This window comes from Streptomyces sp. WMMC940, from assembly GCF_027460265.1.
Classification (GTDB): domain Bacteria; phylum Actinomycetota; class Actinomycetes; order Streptomycetales; family Streptomycetaceae; genus Streptomyces.
Map to the genome: position 1 here is coordinate 7,409,070 of NZ_JAPZBC010000001.1, position 18,135 is coordinate 7,427,204.

The following is an 18,135-nucleotide window of genomic DNA, read 5'->3' on the forward strand; positions in this document are numbered from 1 at the left end:
CGAAACGCAACCATGATCATGAATGGGGTTTTTCATTCCGAATGCCTGATATCTGGAGGGTGGAGTCCACGCCTCAGCGTGGCCGAGCCGTTCACGGACGCAGCGGACGGCCGACGCGGTCGTTTACGCGGCCGTAGCGCGGGGACCCCGAACGCATGGACATGTGGGGCACCGCAGCGTCCCGGCCCACGCCTCTGCGCAGGCTGCGATTCCTCGTGGCGCTGCTGCCGCTGCTGTTGCTCGTCGGTTGCCTGGTGTACGAGGACCCCGGAGACCGGGGTGCGGCCCAGCGCTCGCCGGGGGTGACGCGCGAGGTACCGCTCAGGGTCGCGAAGGAGGGCGGCCGGACGCTCGCGTTCGTCCCGGTGAGCATCGAAGGCACGGGGCCGTTCATGTTCGCTCTCGACACCGGCGCCTCCATCAGTGTGGTCGACGACGACGTGGCGGACCGCGCCGGTCTGGAGCGCACGGGCGAACGACGTCCGGTGAGCGGGATCCTCGACGCGGGACAGGTGCCGGTGGCCCGGGTGGAACGCTGGGAGCTCGGCGACATGGTTCTCGACCCGGCCGAGGTCGCGGTCATCGACCTGGGGCAGCCGAGAGGAGACCACGGCATCCAGGGGCTGCTCGGTTCGGATGTGCTCAGCGGCTTCGGTTCGATCACCGTCGACTACGACGAGGGCGTGCTCGAGATCCCCGCCCCGTGACGAAGCGCCTCCGGTCGGAGGAGGCTCCCCTGCGGTCGCTCGCGGCCGGGAGGAGCGGCCGGCGGTGGCGACCGACCGCGCTCCGGCCGTGGAGCGGGCGCGGGAGCGCGGCCTGTACAACTCCGCTGCTCGATGTGGGCATCCGGCTCATCGGACCTGACGGGACCGCCTCGGGCGGACCGCAGCCGGAGGCGCCCGTACCACTGCCCCACGACGCTCCCGAGCCCATCACGGTGCGGGACGGGGACACCGGCTGGCGTGCCCTGTCGGTGCGGAAGCCCTGTGCAAGCGCGTCCCCAAGATCGAGAAGCGCATCGAGCGCGCTCTGGAGCGCATCAACGGCGACGCCGACGAGCGCGGTTCACTGGCCCGGCTGGAGCAGCGCGCGGCCGCTGCCGAGGACGCCGGCCACACGGAGATCCACACCTTCTCAAGATTCGTCTCACCACCCGCAAGACGTTGAAGACGACTCTTGAGCAGCGCCGGAAGGAGGCGGCCGCGGTCAAGACGTGGTGCCAGTCCCAGAGGAACGGGAGCGACCACTGATGCACCCGCTTCCGCGCCGCCGGGCTCATGGTTCGGCTCGTCGTCGACCGCCATACCCTCGGCGGCGACATCATCGAACCGGCGGCTCCTACCGACTCGCCACTACCCGAGCCCGAGCCGAACAGCAAGCAGCCGGCTGACGACCACGCTGAGCAACACCGCACCAGGACGGTCAGCCCGCAAACGCTCGCCGCACCCTCTCGAGTCGCCCACGCTGATCATCGATCCAGCCAGCCGATGGGAAGAGCGGCAAGCTGACCGTCACCTGCGACGACGGGCCGTCATGGACCGATACGCCGATCACACCTGGGCTCAGCGGCTTTATCCTGAGCTGGACCGTCCGTCCCGAGTTCAGCCACGACACGAACCGATTCCCGGCGAGCGCCCCCAGGGCCTCCTCCCAGTCATCGAGGTCATCGGACGTGACACAGACGGGGAAGCTGCCCTTGACGGTCTCGGTCTCCACGACGAACTCGCAGTCCAGAAAGTCCCTGCCGGGGGATGGCAGCTCCAGCACACGCAGAAGGACGACGTGACCGCTCGTCCCCGGCGGGTCGGCCAGATGAATCAGCTCGCCCAGCTCGTCCTCCACCACAGCCCCTCTCCATCGGCCTCCAACGGAAGCATCATTCCCGAACCCGTCGACGCACACGGCGCCGAGGTGGGAGTCACTGATTCCCACTGACATTCCGCAGCCGGTTGATCACCTGCTGCTGCCGAGACTCCCCTACAAACGTTCTTCGTTGTCACCTACGGAGCCACGTCCGGTGCACACCGGCATCCCCGTCCCCGGCGGACGCCAGAACGAGTGGCCGTCGGTCGTGTCGTTCTTGGTGGTCGTGTCGTGGCGGCCGGTGTGGTGCCGCCACGCGAGCGAAGCCCGGCCCGGGCGGTGGCTACCGCCGACCTTCTGCGTACCGAGCCGGTCGTCGAGGCGCCGTGGTCCGTCTGCCACCGACGACGCCCCGCCGGGTCGGTGAACGTACCGTCAGTTCGCGTTCACCAGGTCGTGTGCCGGCACCGTCACCGTCCGCTTGCCGGGCTTGCCGCCGAGCACGACCTTCCGCAGAGCGCTGTTGTTGGCGGTGCTGGTCTCCTTCAGCCGGTTCTCCGGGTTCGCCAGCACCTGGATGTAGTACGTGCCGTTGGGCAGGTTGGTGATGTCGAAGGACTGGCCGGGCAGGTCCTGGGTGTAGGTGTCACCGGAGCCGACGTCCAGCACCTCGCGGACCGAGATCGAGTTCTCCTGGCCGCAGGCAGTGGCCAGATCGGTGTTGTACGGGTGCCAGTTGGCGTTCTTCACCGTGTAGTCGACCGCGTCGGTGTTGGCCAGGCAGAAGGCCTCCTTGCCGCTGCGCACGGTCTCCTTCTTGTCCGCCTTCAGCAGCCGGTAGCTGGCGAAGTCGGTGAAGTGCCAGTGCATGTGGCCCGGCCGCGGGTCCCATTCCATGGTGCCGGTCGGGGTGTAGCCGACCTGCTTGCCTTTGGCGTCGTAGAAGTACTGGTAGGCGTCCATCTTGGCCTTGCCGGGCGAGCGGAATCCGTCCACCACGAGCTGCGCCGGGCCCGCGTTCCAGACATTGGCACTGAAGGCCAGGTAGTCCTTTCCGGGGACGTCCTCTCCGCCGTCGCTGATGGTGATGCCGTAGGCCGGCAGCGACCGCAGGTCGGGCTTGGGGACGTCAGGGACGGAGGGCTTGCCGGCGGGCCGCTTGGACAGCGGCCCCAGGGCGGGGGCTTTGCGCGAGCCGTCGGTCTGGCCCGCGGTGTCGCCGACCTTTGCCGAACGTGCCGCCTGCTGCTTCTTCAGTGCCCAGGGCAGAGCGGGAGGGGCGGCCCTCAGCGGCCCGTGACCGACGTTGTACGAAGGACCCGCGCCGCTCGTCACCGCCGCGGCGGCCTGGGCGGGGGTCGGGGCGTGCCCCGGCCCGTGGCCGGCGTGAGCGGCGCCGGCTGCCGACGGCGCCGGGTGGGCGGTGCCGTGTCCGGCGTGCCCACCGGGCTTTGCTGTCCGAGCCGCGGCGCCCCGGCCGTCCTCGAAGCTGCGCTCCTGCACGGTGACCTTCACCGTGGCGGGCTTGTTCGCGATGCCGAACAGGTCGCGGTACTTCTTGGCGACCGAGACCTTGGCGGTGTAGGTACCGGCGGCCAGCTTGACCGGCTCGGTGTACGAACCCGCGTACGTGTTGGCGGCCCAGCCCTTCTCCACGCCCCACACGGAACCGAGGGTGAAGGGGTTGGTGGGGCAGCTCTCCGGATACTTCGAGGTGGCGGGCGCGTCGGGCCGTACGCGCCCACTGGCGTTGTTCGGGCAGAAGTTCTCCGCCCGTCTGAGGACCTGCTTGCCCGCCCTGTCGGTGATCGTGATCTCCGCGAAGCCCGGCAGCCCGGAGAAGTCCTTCACGGTGCCGTTGGGCAGTGCCCTGGCCTTGGCCCTACCGCCCTCGTACACGGTCTGGGTGATGGCCACCGGGTCCTTGTAGGACTTCCGGGTCACCTTGAACTCCAGCGGCGACCCCTCCGCGGTGAGGTAGGTTCCGAGATCCAGGTAGACGCCCGGATCCTCCTTCCAGGAGGTGAGCGTGATCGACGGGCTCGCCGCGATGAGGCTCAGACCGGGCCCCGCCGCGGCCTTCGCCGAATTCGACGTGGTGGCCACGAAACCGGCCGTCACAGCCATGACAGCGATGGCCGTGGTTCCCGCGAGCAGCGGGCGCCGCAGCCGGGTGGTACACGTTGTGGTCATCGTTCCCTCGTCCTCCGGGGTGCTGTGAGAAGCAGGCGGAGGGCGTCCCGGCTCGACGACGTACGACGGCCGGTCGCCCGAGTGGTGAGAGGAACGGACCGGATGCTCGGTTGTCCGCAGGATCGAAAACGCTGCGAGGTTGGCCGGATAGGGCCGTTGCGGAGGAGAGCGGCCATGGCCGCCGGTGCGGCCCCACCGGGTGGCGACCCTCGACCGGTCGTCTCGGAATGAGATCGGCGTGCTGGTGCGGCAGTTGGGTGTGGCGGCGTCAGGGTCCGCCGGGTGTCCGATGATCTTGTGCCTGACGGCCTGTGACACGCAAGACCCCCGACCGCACGCGGCGGTCCGCGAACGGGCGGTCGAGCGTGCCTGAATGCGACTGCCCGTTCGTGCGACTCGGCAGTAGCCTGATCCGACGTGACTAGCAGAGTCCGCACAACCACGAGTCGGCGCACGGTCGTCAAGGCCGCTGCCGCCACCGCTGTCGCCGGATCCGTGATGGCCGGCACCGATGTTTCCTCGTCCGCGTCGGCCCACGAGCGGGTCGTTGCTTTCCTTCACGGGGTCGCCTCGGGCGACCCGCTCCCCGACGGCGTGCTGCTGTGGACCCGGGTCACCCCGGCCCCCGACGCGCTGCCCGGTTCCGGCAAGGGCCCCGACACCGAGGTGAGTTGGGAGATGGCCGAGGACAGGGGCTTCACCAAGGTCGTCGCCCGGGGCCTGACCACCGCCACCGCGGCCACCGACCACACCGTCAAGGTCGACGTCAGGGGGCTGTCCCCGGCCACCGCCTACTTCTTCCGCTTCGCCTCCGCGGGCACCGTCTCCGCCACCGGCCGCACCAGGACCGCGCCCGCCGCCGACGCCGCCGCGCCCGGGGTGCGCTTCGGCGTGGTCTCCTGTGCCAACTGGGAGTCCGGATACTTCGCGGCGTACCGTCATCTCGCGGCCCGCGCCGACCTGGACGCGGTCCTTCACCTCGGCGACTACATCTACGAGTACGGCACCGGACGTCTCCCGGCCGACGAGTACGTGGTGCGCCGGCACGAGCCCGCGCACGAGATCACGACGCTCGCCGACTACCGCGTCCGGCACGGCAAGTACAAGACCGACGCCGACCTCCAGGCAGTGCACGCCGCCCATCCGCTCGTCGCGATCTGGGACGACCACGAGATCGCCAACAACGCCTGGGCGGGCGGCGCGGAGAACCACACGCCCGGCACCGAGGGCGACTACGCGGCCCGCGCGGCGGCCGCCAAGCGGGCCTACTTCGAGTGGATGCCCGTGCGCACCTCCACCGAGGGCACCGTCTACCGCCGGCTGCGCTTCGGCAAGCTGGCCGACCTGCACCTGCTGGACCTCCGCTCGTTCCGCTCCGAGCAGGCGTCCGTGGGCAGCGGAAAGGTCGACGACCCGGAGCGCACCATCACCGGCCGCGCCCAGCTGGACTGGCTCAAGTCCGGCCTCGCGTCGTCGGACGCGACGTGGAAGCTCGTGGGCACCTCGGTGATGATCTCCCCGGTGGCCTTCGGCGCGTTGCCTGCCCATCTGCTGGGGCCGATCGCCGAACTGCTCGGCCTGCCCAAGGAGGGCCTCGCCGTCAACGTCGACCAGTGGGACGGCTACACGGACGACCGGAGGGAACTGCTGAAGCATCTGACGGACCGGGGGATCGAGAACACCGTCTTCCTCACCGGCGACGTCCACACGGCGTGGGCCAACGACGTGCCCGTGAAGGCCGCGACCTACCCGTTCTCGCCTTCGGCGGCCACGGAGTTCGTGGTGGCGTCGGTGACCACCGAGAACCTGGACGACATCCTGCACGTCGCCCCCGGCACGGTATCCCTGGTCGCGGCCACCGCGATCAAGGTCGCGAACCGCCATGTGAAGTGGCTCGACATGGACCACCACGGCTACGGCGTCCTCGACGTGACCCCCGAACGGTCGCAGATGGACTACTACGTCCTGTCCGACCGGACGAAGAGCGACGCGACCGCGGCCTGGGCACGCTCCTACCGGACGCTGAGCGGAACGCAGAAGGTCGAGCGAGTGAGCCGGCCGGTGCGCTGAAGCCGAGGGCGCGGGCCGCCGGGCGGGCTGTCGGAAGGAGCGACGGGCCGCCCGGCGGCGGCCCGCTGCCGCCGGACGGCCATGTGTCGGAGCCGGGGCGCAAGACGCTCGTCGACGGCCCGCCGGTGCGCGGGATGCAGCACGAGCCTCAGTCGCGCACTCCCTCGCCCGATCCGGGCAGCCCCGGTCGACTGCCGCGAGCGCCAGCGGCCGAGTGCGGGATCAGCCGCCTCGAGCGCCGTCGGGCCGTGGCCTTCTCCGACGAGCTCGCGGTGCGCCATGGGGCGACTGTCCTCGTCGCGGCCATCGACGAGTGGCTGTGATCGCAGGGGTCACTAGAGCTCGTAGTCCCAGGCCAGTTCCTCCCAGTGGATGTCGCGGAGGGCGAGAGCAGCACCGTCGCCTGACGGGATGTCCGGGGTCGGCTGGAACCACACGACGGTGAGGCCGGAGCGGTACAGCACCGGATCGTGGTCAGGGTCGACCGCGGTTGAGTGGAAGGCGCCGATACAGGCCACGGGGGGCAGCACCTCGACGGGGCCGAAGGCACCCGCGGTGTGGTCCGGGTACTCACGGGAGGGCTGAACGAGATGGACCGGCGTGGCGGGAAAGGCGCGTTCGGCGGTCCGCAGAAGACCGCTGACCCTCAGGTCGTTGACGGGTTTGCACGGATAGCCCTCCAGCATGCCGCCGTAGGTCGAAGACAGCCGCACCTCGGACAGCTCGATCGAACGGCCGGACAGGAGGACCATGCGGCTCAGCGACATGCCAACACCCTACGCGTGAGATCCACTTCCCATACACGCCTCAGCTCAGCGTCTTCAGCGCCGCCGCGTCGTACGGCTTCAGCTCCTCGAACCGGCCCTCCAGCACCTTCGCCGCCCACTCCGGGTCCTGGAGCAAGGCGCGGCCGACGGCGACCAGGTCGAACTCGTCGCGCTCCATGCGGTCGAGCAGGTTGTCGAGGCCCTGGACCGGGGCGCCCTCGCCCATGAAGGCGCCGATGAAGTCGCCGTCCAGGCCGACCGAGCCGACGGTGATGGTGGGCCTGCCGGTGAGCTTCTTCGTCCAGCCCGCCAGGTTCAGGTCCGAGCCCTCGAACTCCGGGAGCCAGTAGCGGCGGGTGGAGGCGTGGAAGGCGTCGACGCCGGCCGCTGCGAGCGGCGCCAGGATCGACTCCAGCTCCTCCGGGGTCTCGGCGAGCCTCGCGTCGTAAGCCTCCTGCTTCCACTGCGAGTAGCGGAAGATCACCGGGAAGTCGGGCGAGACGACCTCGCGGACCGCGGCCACGATCTCGGCCGCGAACGTCGTACGGGCCACGCCGTCGCCGCCGTAGGCGTCCGTACGGCGGTTGGTCCTCTCCCACAGGAACTGGTCGAGGAGGTAGCCGTGGGCGCCGTGCAGTTCGACGCCGTCGAAGCCGATGCGCTCGGCGGCCTCGGCGGCCTCGGCGAACGCGCCGATGACGTTGTCCAGGTCGCTCCGGGTCATCGCCTTTCCGGTGCCCTCGGTGCCGTCGACGCGGATGCCGGAGGGGCCGACGGCAGGGGCGTCGGCGTAGGGCGGCTGGCCCTGCTTGCGCACCATGCCGATGTGCCACAGCTGCGGCACGATCGTGCCGCCCGCCGCGTGAACGGCCTCGGCGACCTTCGCCCACCCCGTCAGCTGCTCCTCACCGTGGAACCGGGGCACACGGTCACTTTGGCCGGCCGACTCGTGGCCGACGTAGGTCCCCTCGGTGACGATCAGGCCCACGCCCGCTGCGGCGCGACGGGCGTAGTACGACCGCACGTCCTCACCGGGGACGCCGTCCGGGGAGAACATGCGCGTCATCGGCGCCATGGCGATGCGGTTCGGGACGGTCAGACCGTTCAGTGTGACGGGCCGGGACAGGATCTCGGCCGCGCGGGAGGTGGGGGACGCAGTGACGGTCACGGGGATGCTCCTCACAGGTACTTGACAACCTTGATGCTTGAGAACTTCAGGCAACGAGGAGACGGTAGATGTAGATATTTGAGATCGTCAAGTTTCCTGGGTAGGATGACTCCCATGACAGGACCTCCCCGCGTCGACACGGCCCAGCTCATGGAGCTGCTCTCGGTGTCGCTCGGCGCCTACTACGGCGACTTCACTGTCGCGGCGGCGAGCGAGAACCTCACAGCGAGCCAGGGCAAGGCGCTGACCGTGCTGCGCCGGGGGCCCGCCGCGATGCGTGCCCTGGCCGACACCATGACCTGCGACGCCTCCAATATGACCGGGATCATCGACCGGCTGGAGAAGCGCGGCCTCGTGCGCCGCGAGGCCAGCGCGTCCGACCGGCGTGTCAAGAACGTCGTCCTCACGGCCGAGGGCGAGCGTGTCACCGACGCGATCCGCGCGAGGATGCACGCCACACAGGATGGCCTGGACAGGCTCAGCGACCAGGACCGGGACTGTCTGTACACCCTGCTGGAACGAGTCTTCGTCTCCCGGCCCGTCGCCTGACCGGGGGTGACCTGCGGTCGACCGAGTCGATCAGTTGGCCTGGGGCCCGGGGTTCGTGCCCGCCCTCACAGACCGGAGCGCACCGGCGGAAGCCGGGCGGGAGGGGCGCCGGCCGGAGACGGCGGATCCGAAACCCCGCTTCCGGACGGTGCCGCTGGCAGTCCTGGACAACAGCGGCACCGGCACCGCAAATCCACGGCCCCTACCGGCAGTCGCACCGCCGTACAGCGGGGTGATCGGGCCCGTCAGCGCGTCAGAGCGGTCCGCCGATCTCGCACGCCTGGCAAGGCGGTCGGCCGCAGGTGCACTGCATGATCGCGTCGAGGACGTCACGGTCGTGGTACAGGCACTCGTCCTTGCAGGTGTGGCGCGGAATGAACCCGGCCGGAATCTCGCCGGGCCACGGCTCGTGGCCGTCCCGGCAACGGGCGAACCGCTCGGGGTCGGTGGAATGCAGTTCGTGCATGCTCGACCGCGCCTCGTCCTCCAACTCCCGCACCCGCTCCACCAGGGCCTTCAGCTCCGTGGCGAGTCCGGCGTAGCGGTCGGCGCCCGTCCTCACGTGTGCGGCACGCAGTGCCATTGCTGCGTTGCCGAGAAATCTGGTGGCATCCTGAAGGTCGGTCACGTGATGCAACTGAATGCCGTTCACGCCCCGTACCCACACGGCGTCCATGCTGCTCACTGACCCACCTTCCCGGCGTTCTTTCGCCTTGTTCACCTGCGGAACAGTATGCGCGGCGCCGGTGCCCTCGCATAGTGATAAAACAAACTATTCAAGGACGCTAAAACCCTCGCGCCTGCCCGTCCAGTGAATTCGGCGTGAGTCCGCTCACAGCCGCAAACGGGGACTCGCGGCATATGTGGATCCTTCGCGGAATCTTCCGCTGATTTGTTGTCCGCGACTGTTATTCGTTATCCGGCGACCGTGTAGGACCGCGCCCCGGTCCCGGCGAGACCGCCGCCGTCGACGATCAGGTACTCCGGGCGGATGGGACGTCCGTCGAACCAGCACTCCAGGATCTCCCGGGTGCCGGCCGCGTAGCGCGCCTGTGCGGAGAGGCTCGAACCGGACACGTGCGGTGTCATCGCTTCGTGCGGCATGGTGCGCCAGGGATGGTCGGGTGGTGGTGGCTGTGGGTACCACACGTCACCTGCGTAACCGGCCAGCCGGCCGCTGCTCAGGGCCCGCACCACCGCGTCCCGGTCGACGATCAGCGCGCGTGCGGTGTTGACGATGTACGAGCCGCGTCTCATCACCCCGATCAGTTCGTCGTCGAAGAGGTTCAGCGTCTGCGGATGCAGGGGGGTGTGGATCGACAGCACGTCGACCGAGGAGGCCAGCGCGCGGGCGTCGGGGTGATACGTCAGCTCCAGTTCCTTCTCGACCTCCTCGGGGAGCCGGTGCACATCGCTGTAGTGCAGCCTGACATCGAACGGCTTGAGGCGGCGCAGCACCGCCTGGCCGATACGGCCGGAGCCGAGGACGCCGACGTCCATGCCCTCGATGTCGTAGTTGCGCGAGACGGCGTCGGCGATGTTCCAGCCCTTCTTCGTGGTCACCCACTCGTGGGCGGCCATGTAGTCGTGCACCAGGGTCAGAATCTGCATCACGGCGTGTTCGGACACGCTGATGCTGTTGCTGTAGGTGATCTCCGCCACCGTCATGCCGTGCGATATGGCGCTCGGCAGGTCGACGTGGTCCGACCCGATCCCCGCCGTGATCGCGAGTCTGAGCCGGGGAGCCGCGCCGATCCGCTCGGGGGTCAGATAGGCGGGCCAGAAGGGCTGCGAGATCACCACGTCGGTGTCGGGCAGCTCGCGGTCGAGCGTGGAGTCCTCGCCCTCCTTGTCGGACGTGACGACGAACGTATGGCCGCGTTCCTCCAGGAAGCGGCGTAGTCCCAGTTCCCCCGATACGCAGCCGAGGAGCTGCCCCGGGGCGAAATCGACGGCTTGCGGGGTCGGCGCGGTCTGACCGCCCGGGTAGCCGGTGATGGTGGGAATCCCGTCGCGGGCGTACTCGGGTGGATAACCGCCCACGGGATCCGGATAGAGCACCGCAAGGATCTTTGCCATGGCCGTCCTCCATCGGTGTGGCCACTGATCCGGTAGACCGGTCGGGCCGAGAACCGGTCTGCACCGATGATCTTGAATATTAGTCGAGTGGGCGTCGGCCGTGCAATCCCGTGGATAATGATGCGGGTGTGCCGGTGGACAGAGATGCGGACGTTTCGTTGACGAGTCGACGCGAGCCGTTCCGGGCCCGGGTGCAGGGAGGAGTCCTGGCTGCGATCGCGCTGGGCGGGCTGCTGGGCGGGACGGCCCGTTACGCCCTGGGGCTGGCGTTTCCCACGTCTGCGGGGACGTTTCCGCTGACGACGTTCGCCGTCAATGTGTCCGGGGCGTTCCTGCTGGCGTTGCTGCTGGTGTACATGATGGATGGCCGGCAGCGGTCCCGGTACGTAAGGCCGTTCGCCGCCGTCGGGTTCCTCGGCTCGTACACCACGTTCTCGACGTGGATGGTCGACACCGATCGCCTTCTGGGCGACGGCCATTACACCCTCGCGGCGCTCAACGTGGTCGGCAGTCTGCTCGCCGGCCTGGCCGCCACCGTGCTGGGCCTGGCGGTCGGTCGGAAGGCAGTGATCTGGACCAGCGGCCGCGCCCGGACCGGGAGCGGGTCCGGGAGGGCGCGATGATCACCCTGCTCGGCGTCGGGGCGGCGGCGGCTCTCGGGGCGGTCGCGCGGTACGTGCTCGACCAGTACGTGCAGTACCGGAAACCCGGTGCGTTCCCGCGTGGCACCTGGCTGATCAACATCACGGGCTCGTTCGTCCTGGGGCTCTTCGTGGGCCTCTTGGCGCGGCACGGGCTTCCTGAGCAAGTCCTGACGATCGTCGGTGCGGGCTTCTGCGGGGCCTACACGACCTTCTCCACGTTCAGCTACGAGCTGGTCCGCCTGTGCGAGCAGGGCAGGGTCGGGAAATCGCTGCTGTACGGCGCGTCCAGCCTCGCGGTGGGATTGCCCGCGGCTGCGGCCGGGTTTGCCGCCGGGACGTTCTGAGACCGCAGTCGGCCCGTCCTGAGAACGCCGTCCGGGGAACAGCGCGGCCCGGATGTCCGGGACTTGACACGCGGATTCGCGAGTCGTCTCCTGGAAGGAGAAGGAACACGTCGTGGCACACGCTGATCAGAGCGACCGCCACACTTTATCTGGTTTGCCAGCACCCACCGGCACCCGGAGGCTGCTGATGGCAACCTATGAATACCTATGCAGCCGTTGCGGGCCTTTCGACGTGAAGTTGGCGATCGGGACAGCGCCCACCCATCACGGCTGCCCTGTTTGCACGGGCACCGCGCGACGCGTGTACTCCTCGCCCGGCCTCGCGCTGACCTCGCACACGGTCGCCGCCCTCCACGAGCGGGACGAGCGCTCCCGTGACGCCCCGGCAGTGGTTTCCGAAGTGCCGCCGGGCGAAAGGGTGCCACGGCGCCCCCATCCCGCCCTCTCGCGGTTGCCGCGACCCTGAGGGCGGTGGTCGCCAGGGCAGAGAACGTTGTCAGACGGGTTTCGGTAGTCTCCATACGGCCTGAGGAGGTGCGTCCCCGGTGGGCAACGTGGGACTGCTCTTCGTCGGTGCGGTGCTCTTCATCAACGGCTTGCTGCTCCTCGGAAAGGTTGACGCCAAGGCGGGAGCGGTGTTCAACCTCTTCATAGGCGCACTGCAGGTACTGACGCCGACCTACCTCATCTTCACCGCCGGCGACGACCCCATGAAGATCCTGGCGGCGTCCGGCATCTATCTGTTCGGCTTCACCTACCTCTACGTAGGTATCGGGCTGCTCGCCGGTCTCGACAGCACCGGTGTCGGCTACTACTCGCTGTTCGTGGCCGTCTCGGCCCTGGGATACGCGTTCGTGAACTTCCGGCTCCTCAAGGACCAGGCCTTCGGCGTCATCTGGCTCTACTGGGCCTTCCTGTGGTTCCTGTTCTTCCTGCTGCTCGGCCTCAAGATGGACGCCCTCAGGGAATATACGGGCTGGGTCACGGCCATTCAGGGCTGGGTCACCGGAGTGATTCCCGCCGGGCTGCTGCTCTCCGGCTACTGGAAGCACCCCACCGAGATCGCCATTGCTCTGGCGGTGTTCGGCGTCGTGGTGTTCGCGGCGCTGTGGCCGCTCACCCGGAGTTCACGGCAACCCACCCGTGCAACTCCGGGGGCAGAAGCGTGAGCACACCAATGTGACCTGATCGGAACTAAGGAGCTGTCATGCCCGAAGTGGTATTCAGTGTGGACCAGAGCAAGTCGATGCGTGATCAGGACGTGCCCGGGCACAACAGGTGGCACCCGGACGTCCCCACAGTCGCGATGGTGAAGCCGGGAGCGGAGTTCCGTGTGGAGTGCCGTGACTGGACCGACTGCCAGGTGGGCAACAACGACTCCGCCAACGACGTACGCGACATCGACCTGACCATCCCTCATATGCTCAGCGGTCCGATAGGCGTGGAGGGCGCCGAACCCGGCGACCTGCTCGTCGTCGACATCCTCGACCTCGGTCCCGTGCCGCAGCAGACCGGCGACATGGCGGGCCAGAACTGGGGCTACACCGGCATCTTCGCCAAGGCCAACGGTGGCGGCTTCCTGACCGACTACTTCCCGGACGCCTACAAGGCGATCTGGGACTTCCACGGGCAGCAGGCCGTGTCCCGTCATCTGCCCGGGATCCGCTTCACCGGGATCACCCACCCCGGGCTGTTCGGAACAGCACCGTCGGCCGAGATGCTCGCTCGCTGGAACACCCGTGAGAAGGCGCTGATCGACACCGACCCGAACCGGGTCCCGCCACTCGCCGTACCTCCGGACACCACCAACGCCCTCGCCGGCACGGCGACCGGCGACCTCGCCGATCGCATCGCAGCGGAGGGCGCTCGTACGGTGCCGGCCCGCGAGAACGGAGGCAACCACGACATCAAGAACTTCACACGCGGCTCGAGGGTCTATTACCCCGTGCACGTCAAGGACGCCAAGCTGTCCGGAGGCGATCTGCACTTCAGCCAAGGCGACGGAGAGATCACGTTCTGTGGAGCCATCGAGATGGGCGGCTTCATCGACTTCCACGTCGACCTGATCAAGGGCGGCATGGAGACGTACGGCATCTCCACCAACCCCGTGTTCGTCCCGGGCAACGTCGAGCCCAGGTACACGGAGTTCCTCACCTTCATCGGGATCTCCGTCGACCACGACACCGACACCAACTTCTATCTGGACGCGACGCTGGCCTACCGCCGGGCCTGCCTCAACGCCGTCGAGTACTTCAAGAAGTTCGGCTACAGCGGAGAGCAGGCCTACCTGCTCATCGGCTCCGCCCCCATCGAGGGACGCATCAGCGGCATCGTCGACATTCCCAACGCCTGTTGCTCGCTGTACGTCCCCACCGCCATATTCGACTTCGATGTCCGGCCCACCGCCGAAGGCCCGATGAAGGCCGATCGCGGCAAGTGCGCGGTGAGCACCGCCTGACCCGCACCGGACGACCACGCGGCCCCGCAGCAGGAAGGACTGTCGGGGCCCTGCGGTGCGGGGATCGGCCCCCCCACCGGGCCCAGGGCGATGGATCAGCTCTGCGAGTCCCCTTCGCGGACGGACGGCACTGCGACGGACGGCGACCACGCTGCCCGTGACCCCCGCGACCCGCGGTCGCCTCACCCCAGGACCGCGGCGAGCTCCGGGAGGTAGTCCGCCAGGAACCCCAGGTCGGTGGCCCGGCCGAAGTCCGGGTGGTCCCGGTGATCGGGCAGACGGGCCAGTTCCCTGCGGCCGAAGTACCCACTGGGGCCGGCGCCGCCGGGGCGGGCCGGATCGCCGTTCCAGGCGGGGTCGGCTGCCACCAGGGGCAGACATCGCTCGAAGAGCCGCTGGCAGATCCGCAGCCCGCGGCGCAGAACCAGGTGGAACGGCTCGTCGGGCCCGATCGGATAGCGATCGGCGGCAAGAACGGGGCCGGTGTCGATGCCCTCGTCCACCTGGTGGAGGGTCGCGGCGAACTCCCGCTCGCCGCGCAGCATCGCGTAGACCAGGGCCACTTCCGGCAGCCCCCGGTAGGCGGGCAGCGGACCGTGGTGGACGTTGAGGACGCGCAGCCCGCTGGACAGCACCGGCGCACGGAAGACGTTCCGGTTGTTCAGCGACCAGACGACGCCGTCCGTGCTGGCGTCGACCAGTTCGGCCGCCATGGAGTTGACGTCCGCGACGGCACGGAAGGGAACATCGGGCCGAGTGGCGTTCGCAGCCGGGGGAGGCCCGCAGACCAGGTCCACCGGCAGGTCGCTGTCGAGGGTGTGCTGAACGGCGCGCCACAGGAGAGCGCCCTCTCCGACGAAGATCACGAGCCGCTCCGCAGCGCCTCGACGGCCTCGACCACCCGGCCCAGTGTCAGTTCGTCGCTCAGGGTGCCGAGTCGGGTCAGGAACCGCTGCTCCGCGTCCCTCCCCAGCAGCTCCTGGCCCAGCGCTGCCAGCATCTCCAGGACGGCGAGCGAGTCGCCGCCCAGAGCATGGAAGTCGGACGAGGCATCGAGGTCCGTGGCTTCGCAGCGCAGGACACGGGCCCAGATCCCGGCCGTCACCGCGGCCACACCCGGACCCGGCTGGTGTGCCGACCCCGCGGGACACGGTCCGCCGGCGGGGGCCGGGACCTCGGTGGCCTCCGCGGGGCGCGGCCCGGCGGCCGGTTCCGGGACGTCGGTCGCCCCGGCAGGAGCGGCTGCCCCGTCGAAGGGGTTCGGCAGCGCGCCGCGGTCGGTCTTGCCGCTGGCTGTCTCCGGCAGTCCGGTGACCGTACACATCACCGAGGGCACCAGGTGGGACGGCAGCGAGCGCTCGAGCTCCGCTCGTACGGCCGCCTCGTCGAAGGCGGCAGTGCTCCGGGCCGGCACCACGAAAGCGCACAGCGCCGGCGCGCCGGTGTCGTTCCTGCGGCGGGCGACCACCGCGGCCTGCGCGATGTCCGGCAGAGCGGTGAGCGCGGCCTCGACCTCGCCCGGCTCGACACGGTGACCGCGGATCTTCACCTGGGAGTCGATCCGGCCGGCGTACTCCAGCTGTCCGTCGGGCAGGCGGAGCGCAAGATCACCCGTGCGGTAGGCGCGTCGGCCGTCCGGGAGATGGACGAAACGGTCGGCGGTCAGGTCGGGGCGGCCGAGGTAGCCGCGGGCCAACTGGACGCCGGTCACGTGGAGTTCACCCAGCTCGCCGTCCGGGACTTCGCGTCCCCGCTCGTCGAGTACGGCCACGGACGTGCGGTGCACCGGCACTCCGATCGGTGCCGACGGGCGTCCGGTGCCGTCGTCGACGACGGCGACGGTGCAGGCCACCGTGGCCTCGGTAGGGCCGTAGATGTTCACGAAGAGACAGTCGGGTCCGAAGGATGCGCGTGCCCGGCTGCTGCCGGCCGTGGTGAGATTCTCGCCGCCGGACTGGAGGGCGCGGATGCCCGTGGCGCGGATTCCGAGGCGCCAGGCGAGATCGAGGTGGGTCGGCGTCATCCCCAGGGTGTTGGCCAGCCGTCCGGAGAACATCTCGCGCAGCTTGACGTGGTCGAGCTCACCGGGCACCGGCACGACGGCACCGCCGTGCACCAGGGGCGGGAAGATCTGCATGATCGAGAGGTCGAATCCGGGGGAGAAGGAGTACGCGGCCCGGGTCTCCTCGTCGCAGCGCATGAAGGGGGCGATCCACCCGACGACGTTGGTCAGGCTGCGGTGCTCGATCTGTACGCCCTTGGGCCTGCCGGTGGAGCCCGAGGTGTAGATGACGTACGCCAGATCGTCGGGACCGGGAGCGGCGGCGGCGAGGGCCGCGCGGTCCTGCTCGTCGACCGTCGCTCCGTCGCCCGCGACGTGCTCGAGGAGGAGCGTCGTGCAACCGCTGCCCCGGGCCCGGTCGCACGAGGCCGTCTCCGAGAGGCAGATGCGAGCCCCCGCGTCGTGCAGCAGTTCCTCGACCCGCCGCGCCGGATTGCGCACGTCGACGGGCAGGAAGGCCGCGCCCGCCTTCAGGACGCCCCAGACTCCGGCCAGGCCCATTGCCGAACGGTCCGCCAGTACTCCGACGACCTCGCCGCGCCGGACGCCGCGGGCGAGCAGCTCGGCCGCGACGGCGTCGGAGCGACGGTCCAGTTCCGCGTACGACCACCGCAGGCCGTCGCCGAGCACAGCGGGTGCGTCCGGCCGGCGGGCGACCTGAGCCCGGAACAGCCGCACCACCGAGTCGTCCAGCGAAGGGAGGCCGCCGGGCCCGGGCGCGAGCAGCAGCTCGGCGGCGCCGGGCTCCCGCGGCGCCGCCGGGGGCGGCGTGCACGAGAGGGGTGCGTCCGCGCCCAGCGCGGAGTCGATGCGATCCAGCAGGGCCTCGCAGTGCTCGCCGACGTCCGCGGCTCCACGGGCGGAGACCACGAGCTCGATGTGCTCGGGCAGTTCCAGCAGCGCGATGCTGACCGGTACCAGGGGAGCGTGCACCGGCAGGGCGTACACGGTCGTCGCGGTGAACTCCCCTGCGCTGAAGTCGGCAGGCGCCAGCCGGCCGGCGTTCGACACGATGGCCGACGCCAGGTACCGGTGCCGTGCCGAGGCGGCGGCCCGCGACGCGCCCACCAGGGCCGCTGCCGCCGGAAGCGGAAGGCGGGCCAGAGCCGCTTCCACGCCGGCCGCCAGTTCCCGCCGGGAGGCCAGCGCGCCCAGCAACCGCCGGTGGACGGCGTCCGCGCCCTGGCCGGACGGGACGTCCAGGAACACCGGTAGCGCCAGATTGGCCGTCGACGACACACCGGGGTCGTGACGTCGCAGATCCACGGGCACCATGATCCGGGCTCCCGGGCCGGGAACGCCCTCCGCGATCGCGGCCGCCACCTTGGCGGCCAGCGCCGGGTGGCGGCCCGCCACCGTACGCCGCCGCCACACCGAACAGCTGCCGGACCGGCCGCCGAGCGGTGAGCGCTGGTCGAGCCCGAGACGGGGGCGCTGCCCGGTTCTGCCCACCGCGTCCAGGAGCGCGTGGTCGGTCAGCGAGTCCCCGGCGCCCCGCGGAGGTTCACCGCGCAGGGCCCGGAACACCTCCGTGGCCCATACCGACACGCCCTTGAGGTCCATCACGGCGTGGGACGCCCTGAAGACCACGGTGCCGGGTTCGCCGGTGAGTAACAGCACTTCGCAGCCCGGGCGGCCCTCCGCGTGGGCGAGCGGGGTGGTGAGCTCCGGCGGTCCCGTGAGCGCCGTGCGGTCGAGCGCCGTTCCTTCGACGACCACGACCCGCGGGGGACGTCCGCCGTCGACCCACATCCTGCCGCGGCGCACCAACCGCGCCCCGGGGCATGACGCCGAGGCCTCCGCCACGGCACGGCTCAGGGCCAGGGCGTCGATCGGCCCGGTGCCCTCGACCACCAGCTGGAGCACCAGCAGTTCGCCCAGCCGGGCGGCGGCGAGATAGGACCACTCGGTGGGGGAGACGGGTCGGCGGAAGGTCGCCCGGCCGCGAGACCCGGTACCGGCACCGCCGCCCACGGCGACGTGCTGCGTGCTCAT

General features: G+C 69.9%; 17 protein-coding genes. 9 read left to right on the top strand and 8 right to left on the bottom strand.

Features of this window, described 5'->3' with window-relative positions; all coding sequences use genetic code 11:
- The first annotated feature begins 155 nt into the window (after positions 1 to 155).
- Entirely contained in the window at positions 156 to 707 is a 552-nt protein-coding gene (locus O7595_RS32500) for a retropepsin-like aspartic protease (RefSeq protein ID WP_269732162.1), read from the top strand.
- Positions 708 to 1,425: 718 nt separating this feature from the next.
- Here O7595_RS32500 and O7595_RS32505 read toward each other — a convergent pair.
- Both O7595_RS32505 and O7595_RS32510 read right to left on the bottom strand, forming a co-directional pair.
- On the bottom strand, positions 1,426 to 1,848 hold the full coding sequence (locus O7595_RS32505; protein ID WP_269732163.1) for a DUF5959 family protein: 423 nt from the start codon (positions 1,846 to 1,848) through the stop codon (positions 1,426 to 1,428).
- A gap of 393 nt (positions 1,849 to 2,241) precedes the next feature.
- Entirely contained in the window at positions 2,242 to 3,999 is a 1,758-nt protein-coding gene (locus O7595_RS32510) for a lysyl oxidase family protein (protein ID WP_269732164.1), read from the bottom strand.
- A 417-nt stretch (positions 4,000 to 4,416) separates the two neighbouring features.
- Here O7595_RS32510 and O7595_RS32515 point away from each other — a divergent pair, with 417 nt between their 5' ends.
- Both O7595_RS32515 and O7595_RS32520 read left to right on the top strand, forming a co-directional pair.
- Complete coding sequence (locus O7595_RS32515) at positions 4,417 to 6,069, top strand: alkaline phosphatase D family protein (RefSeq protein WP_269732165.1); 1,653 nt, start codon at positions 4,417 to 4,419, stop codon at positions 6,067 to 6,069.
- Positions 6,070 to 6,152: 83 nt separating this feature from the next.
- The gene (locus tag O7595_RS32520) at positions 6,153 to 6,392 is read left to right on the top strand and encodes a hypothetical protein (protein WP_269732166.1); all 240 of its coding nucleotides are present in this window, start codon (positions 6,153 to 6,155) and stop codon (positions 6,390 to 6,392) included.
- A 12-nt stretch (positions 6,393 to 6,404) separates the two neighbouring features.
- On the opposite strand, the gene O7595_RS32525 is transcribed toward O7595_RS32520, so the two are convergent.
- Entirely contained in the window at positions 6,405 to 6,836 is a 432-nt protein-coding gene (locus O7595_RS32525; protein ID WP_269732167.1) for a hypothetical protein, read from the bottom strand.
- Positions 6,837 to 6,876: 40 nt separating this feature from the next.
- Positions 6,877 to 8,004, bottom strand: a complete 1,128-nt coding sequence (locus tag O7595_RS32530) for an NADH:flavin oxidoreductase (protein WP_269732168.1) — start codon at positions 8,002 to 8,004, stop codon at positions 6,877 to 6,879.
- A 114-nt stretch (positions 8,005 to 8,118) separates the two neighbouring features.
- Between O7595_RS32530 and O7595_RS32535 the strand changes: the two genes are divergently transcribed.
- Complete coding sequence (locus O7595_RS32535) at positions 8,119 to 8,553, top strand: MarR family winged helix-turn-helix transcriptional regulator (RefSeq protein ID WP_269732169.1); 435 nt, start codon at positions 8,119 to 8,121, stop codon at positions 8,551 to 8,553.
- A gap of 253 nt (positions 8,554 to 8,806) precedes the next feature.
- Here the strand turns inward: O7595_RS32535 and O7595_RS32540 are convergent, their stop codons facing one another.
- Positions 8,807 to 9,229, bottom strand: a complete 423-nt coding sequence (locus O7595_RS32540; RefSeq protein ID WP_269732704.1) for a hypothetical protein — start codon at positions 9,227 to 9,229, stop codon at positions 8,807 to 8,809.
- A 239-nt stretch (positions 9,230 to 9,468) separates the two neighbouring features.
- Positions 9,469 to 10,632, bottom strand: a complete 1,164-nt coding sequence (locus tag O7595_RS32545; RefSeq protein ID WP_269732170.1) for an NAD-dependent formate dehydrogenase — start codon at positions 10,630 to 10,632, stop codon at positions 9,469 to 9,471.
- 158 nt (positions 10,633 to 10,790) lie between these two features.
- On the opposite strand from O7595_RS32545, the gene O7595_RS32550 reads away from it, so the two are divergent.
- The 5 genes from O7595_RS32550 (at position 10,791) to fmdA (ending at position 14,078) form a co-directional block, all read left to right on the top strand.
- Positions 10,791 to 11,255, top strand: coding sequence for a fluoride efflux transporter FluC (locus tag O7595_RS32550; RefSeq protein ID WP_269732171.1), 465 nt, complete (start codon positions 10,791 to 10,793; stop codon positions 11,253 to 11,255).
- Positions 11,252 to 11,620 carry a fluoride efflux transporter CrcB gene (gene crcB, locus O7595_RS32555; RefSeq protein WP_269732172.1) on the top strand — a complete coding sequence of 123 codons (369 nt, stop codon included), beginning with the start codon at positions 11,252 to 11,254 and terminating at the stop codon, positions 11,618 to 11,620. The genes O7595_RS32550 and crcB overlap by 4 nt, the downstream gene beginning before the upstream one ends.
- 187 nt (positions 11,621 to 11,807) lie before the next feature.
- On the top strand, positions 11,808 to 12,086 hold the full coding sequence (locus O7595_RS33995) for an FmdB family zinc ribbon protein (protein WP_443071789.1): 279 nt from the start codon (positions 11,808 to 11,810) through the stop codon (positions 12,084 to 12,086).
- 79 nt (positions 12,087 to 12,165) lie between these two features.
- Positions 12,166 to 12,789, top strand: coding sequence for an AmiS/UreI family transporter (locus tag O7595_RS32560; protein ID WP_269732173.1), 624 nt, complete (start codon positions 12,166 to 12,168; stop codon positions 12,787 to 12,789).
- A 38-nt stretch (positions 12,790 to 12,827) separates the two neighbouring features.
- Entirely contained in the window at positions 12,828 to 14,078 is a 1,251-nt protein-coding gene (gene fmdA, locus O7595_RS32565; RefSeq protein ID WP_269732174.1) for a formamidase, read from the top strand.
- Between the two features lie 182 nt (positions 14,079 to 14,260).
- Here fmdA and O7595_RS32570 read toward each other — a convergent pair whose 3' ends face one another.
- A complete protein-coding gene (locus O7595_RS32570; RefSeq protein WP_269732175.1) occupies positions 14,261 to 14,944 on the bottom strand; it encodes a formyltransferase family protein in 684 nt (227 codons plus the stop codon).
- Entirely contained in the window at positions 14,941 to 18,135 is a 3,195-nt protein-coding gene (locus O7595_RS32575) for a non-ribosomal peptide synthetase (protein WP_269732176.1), read from the bottom strand. The genes O7595_RS32570 and O7595_RS32575 overlap by 4 nt, the downstream gene beginning before the upstream one ends.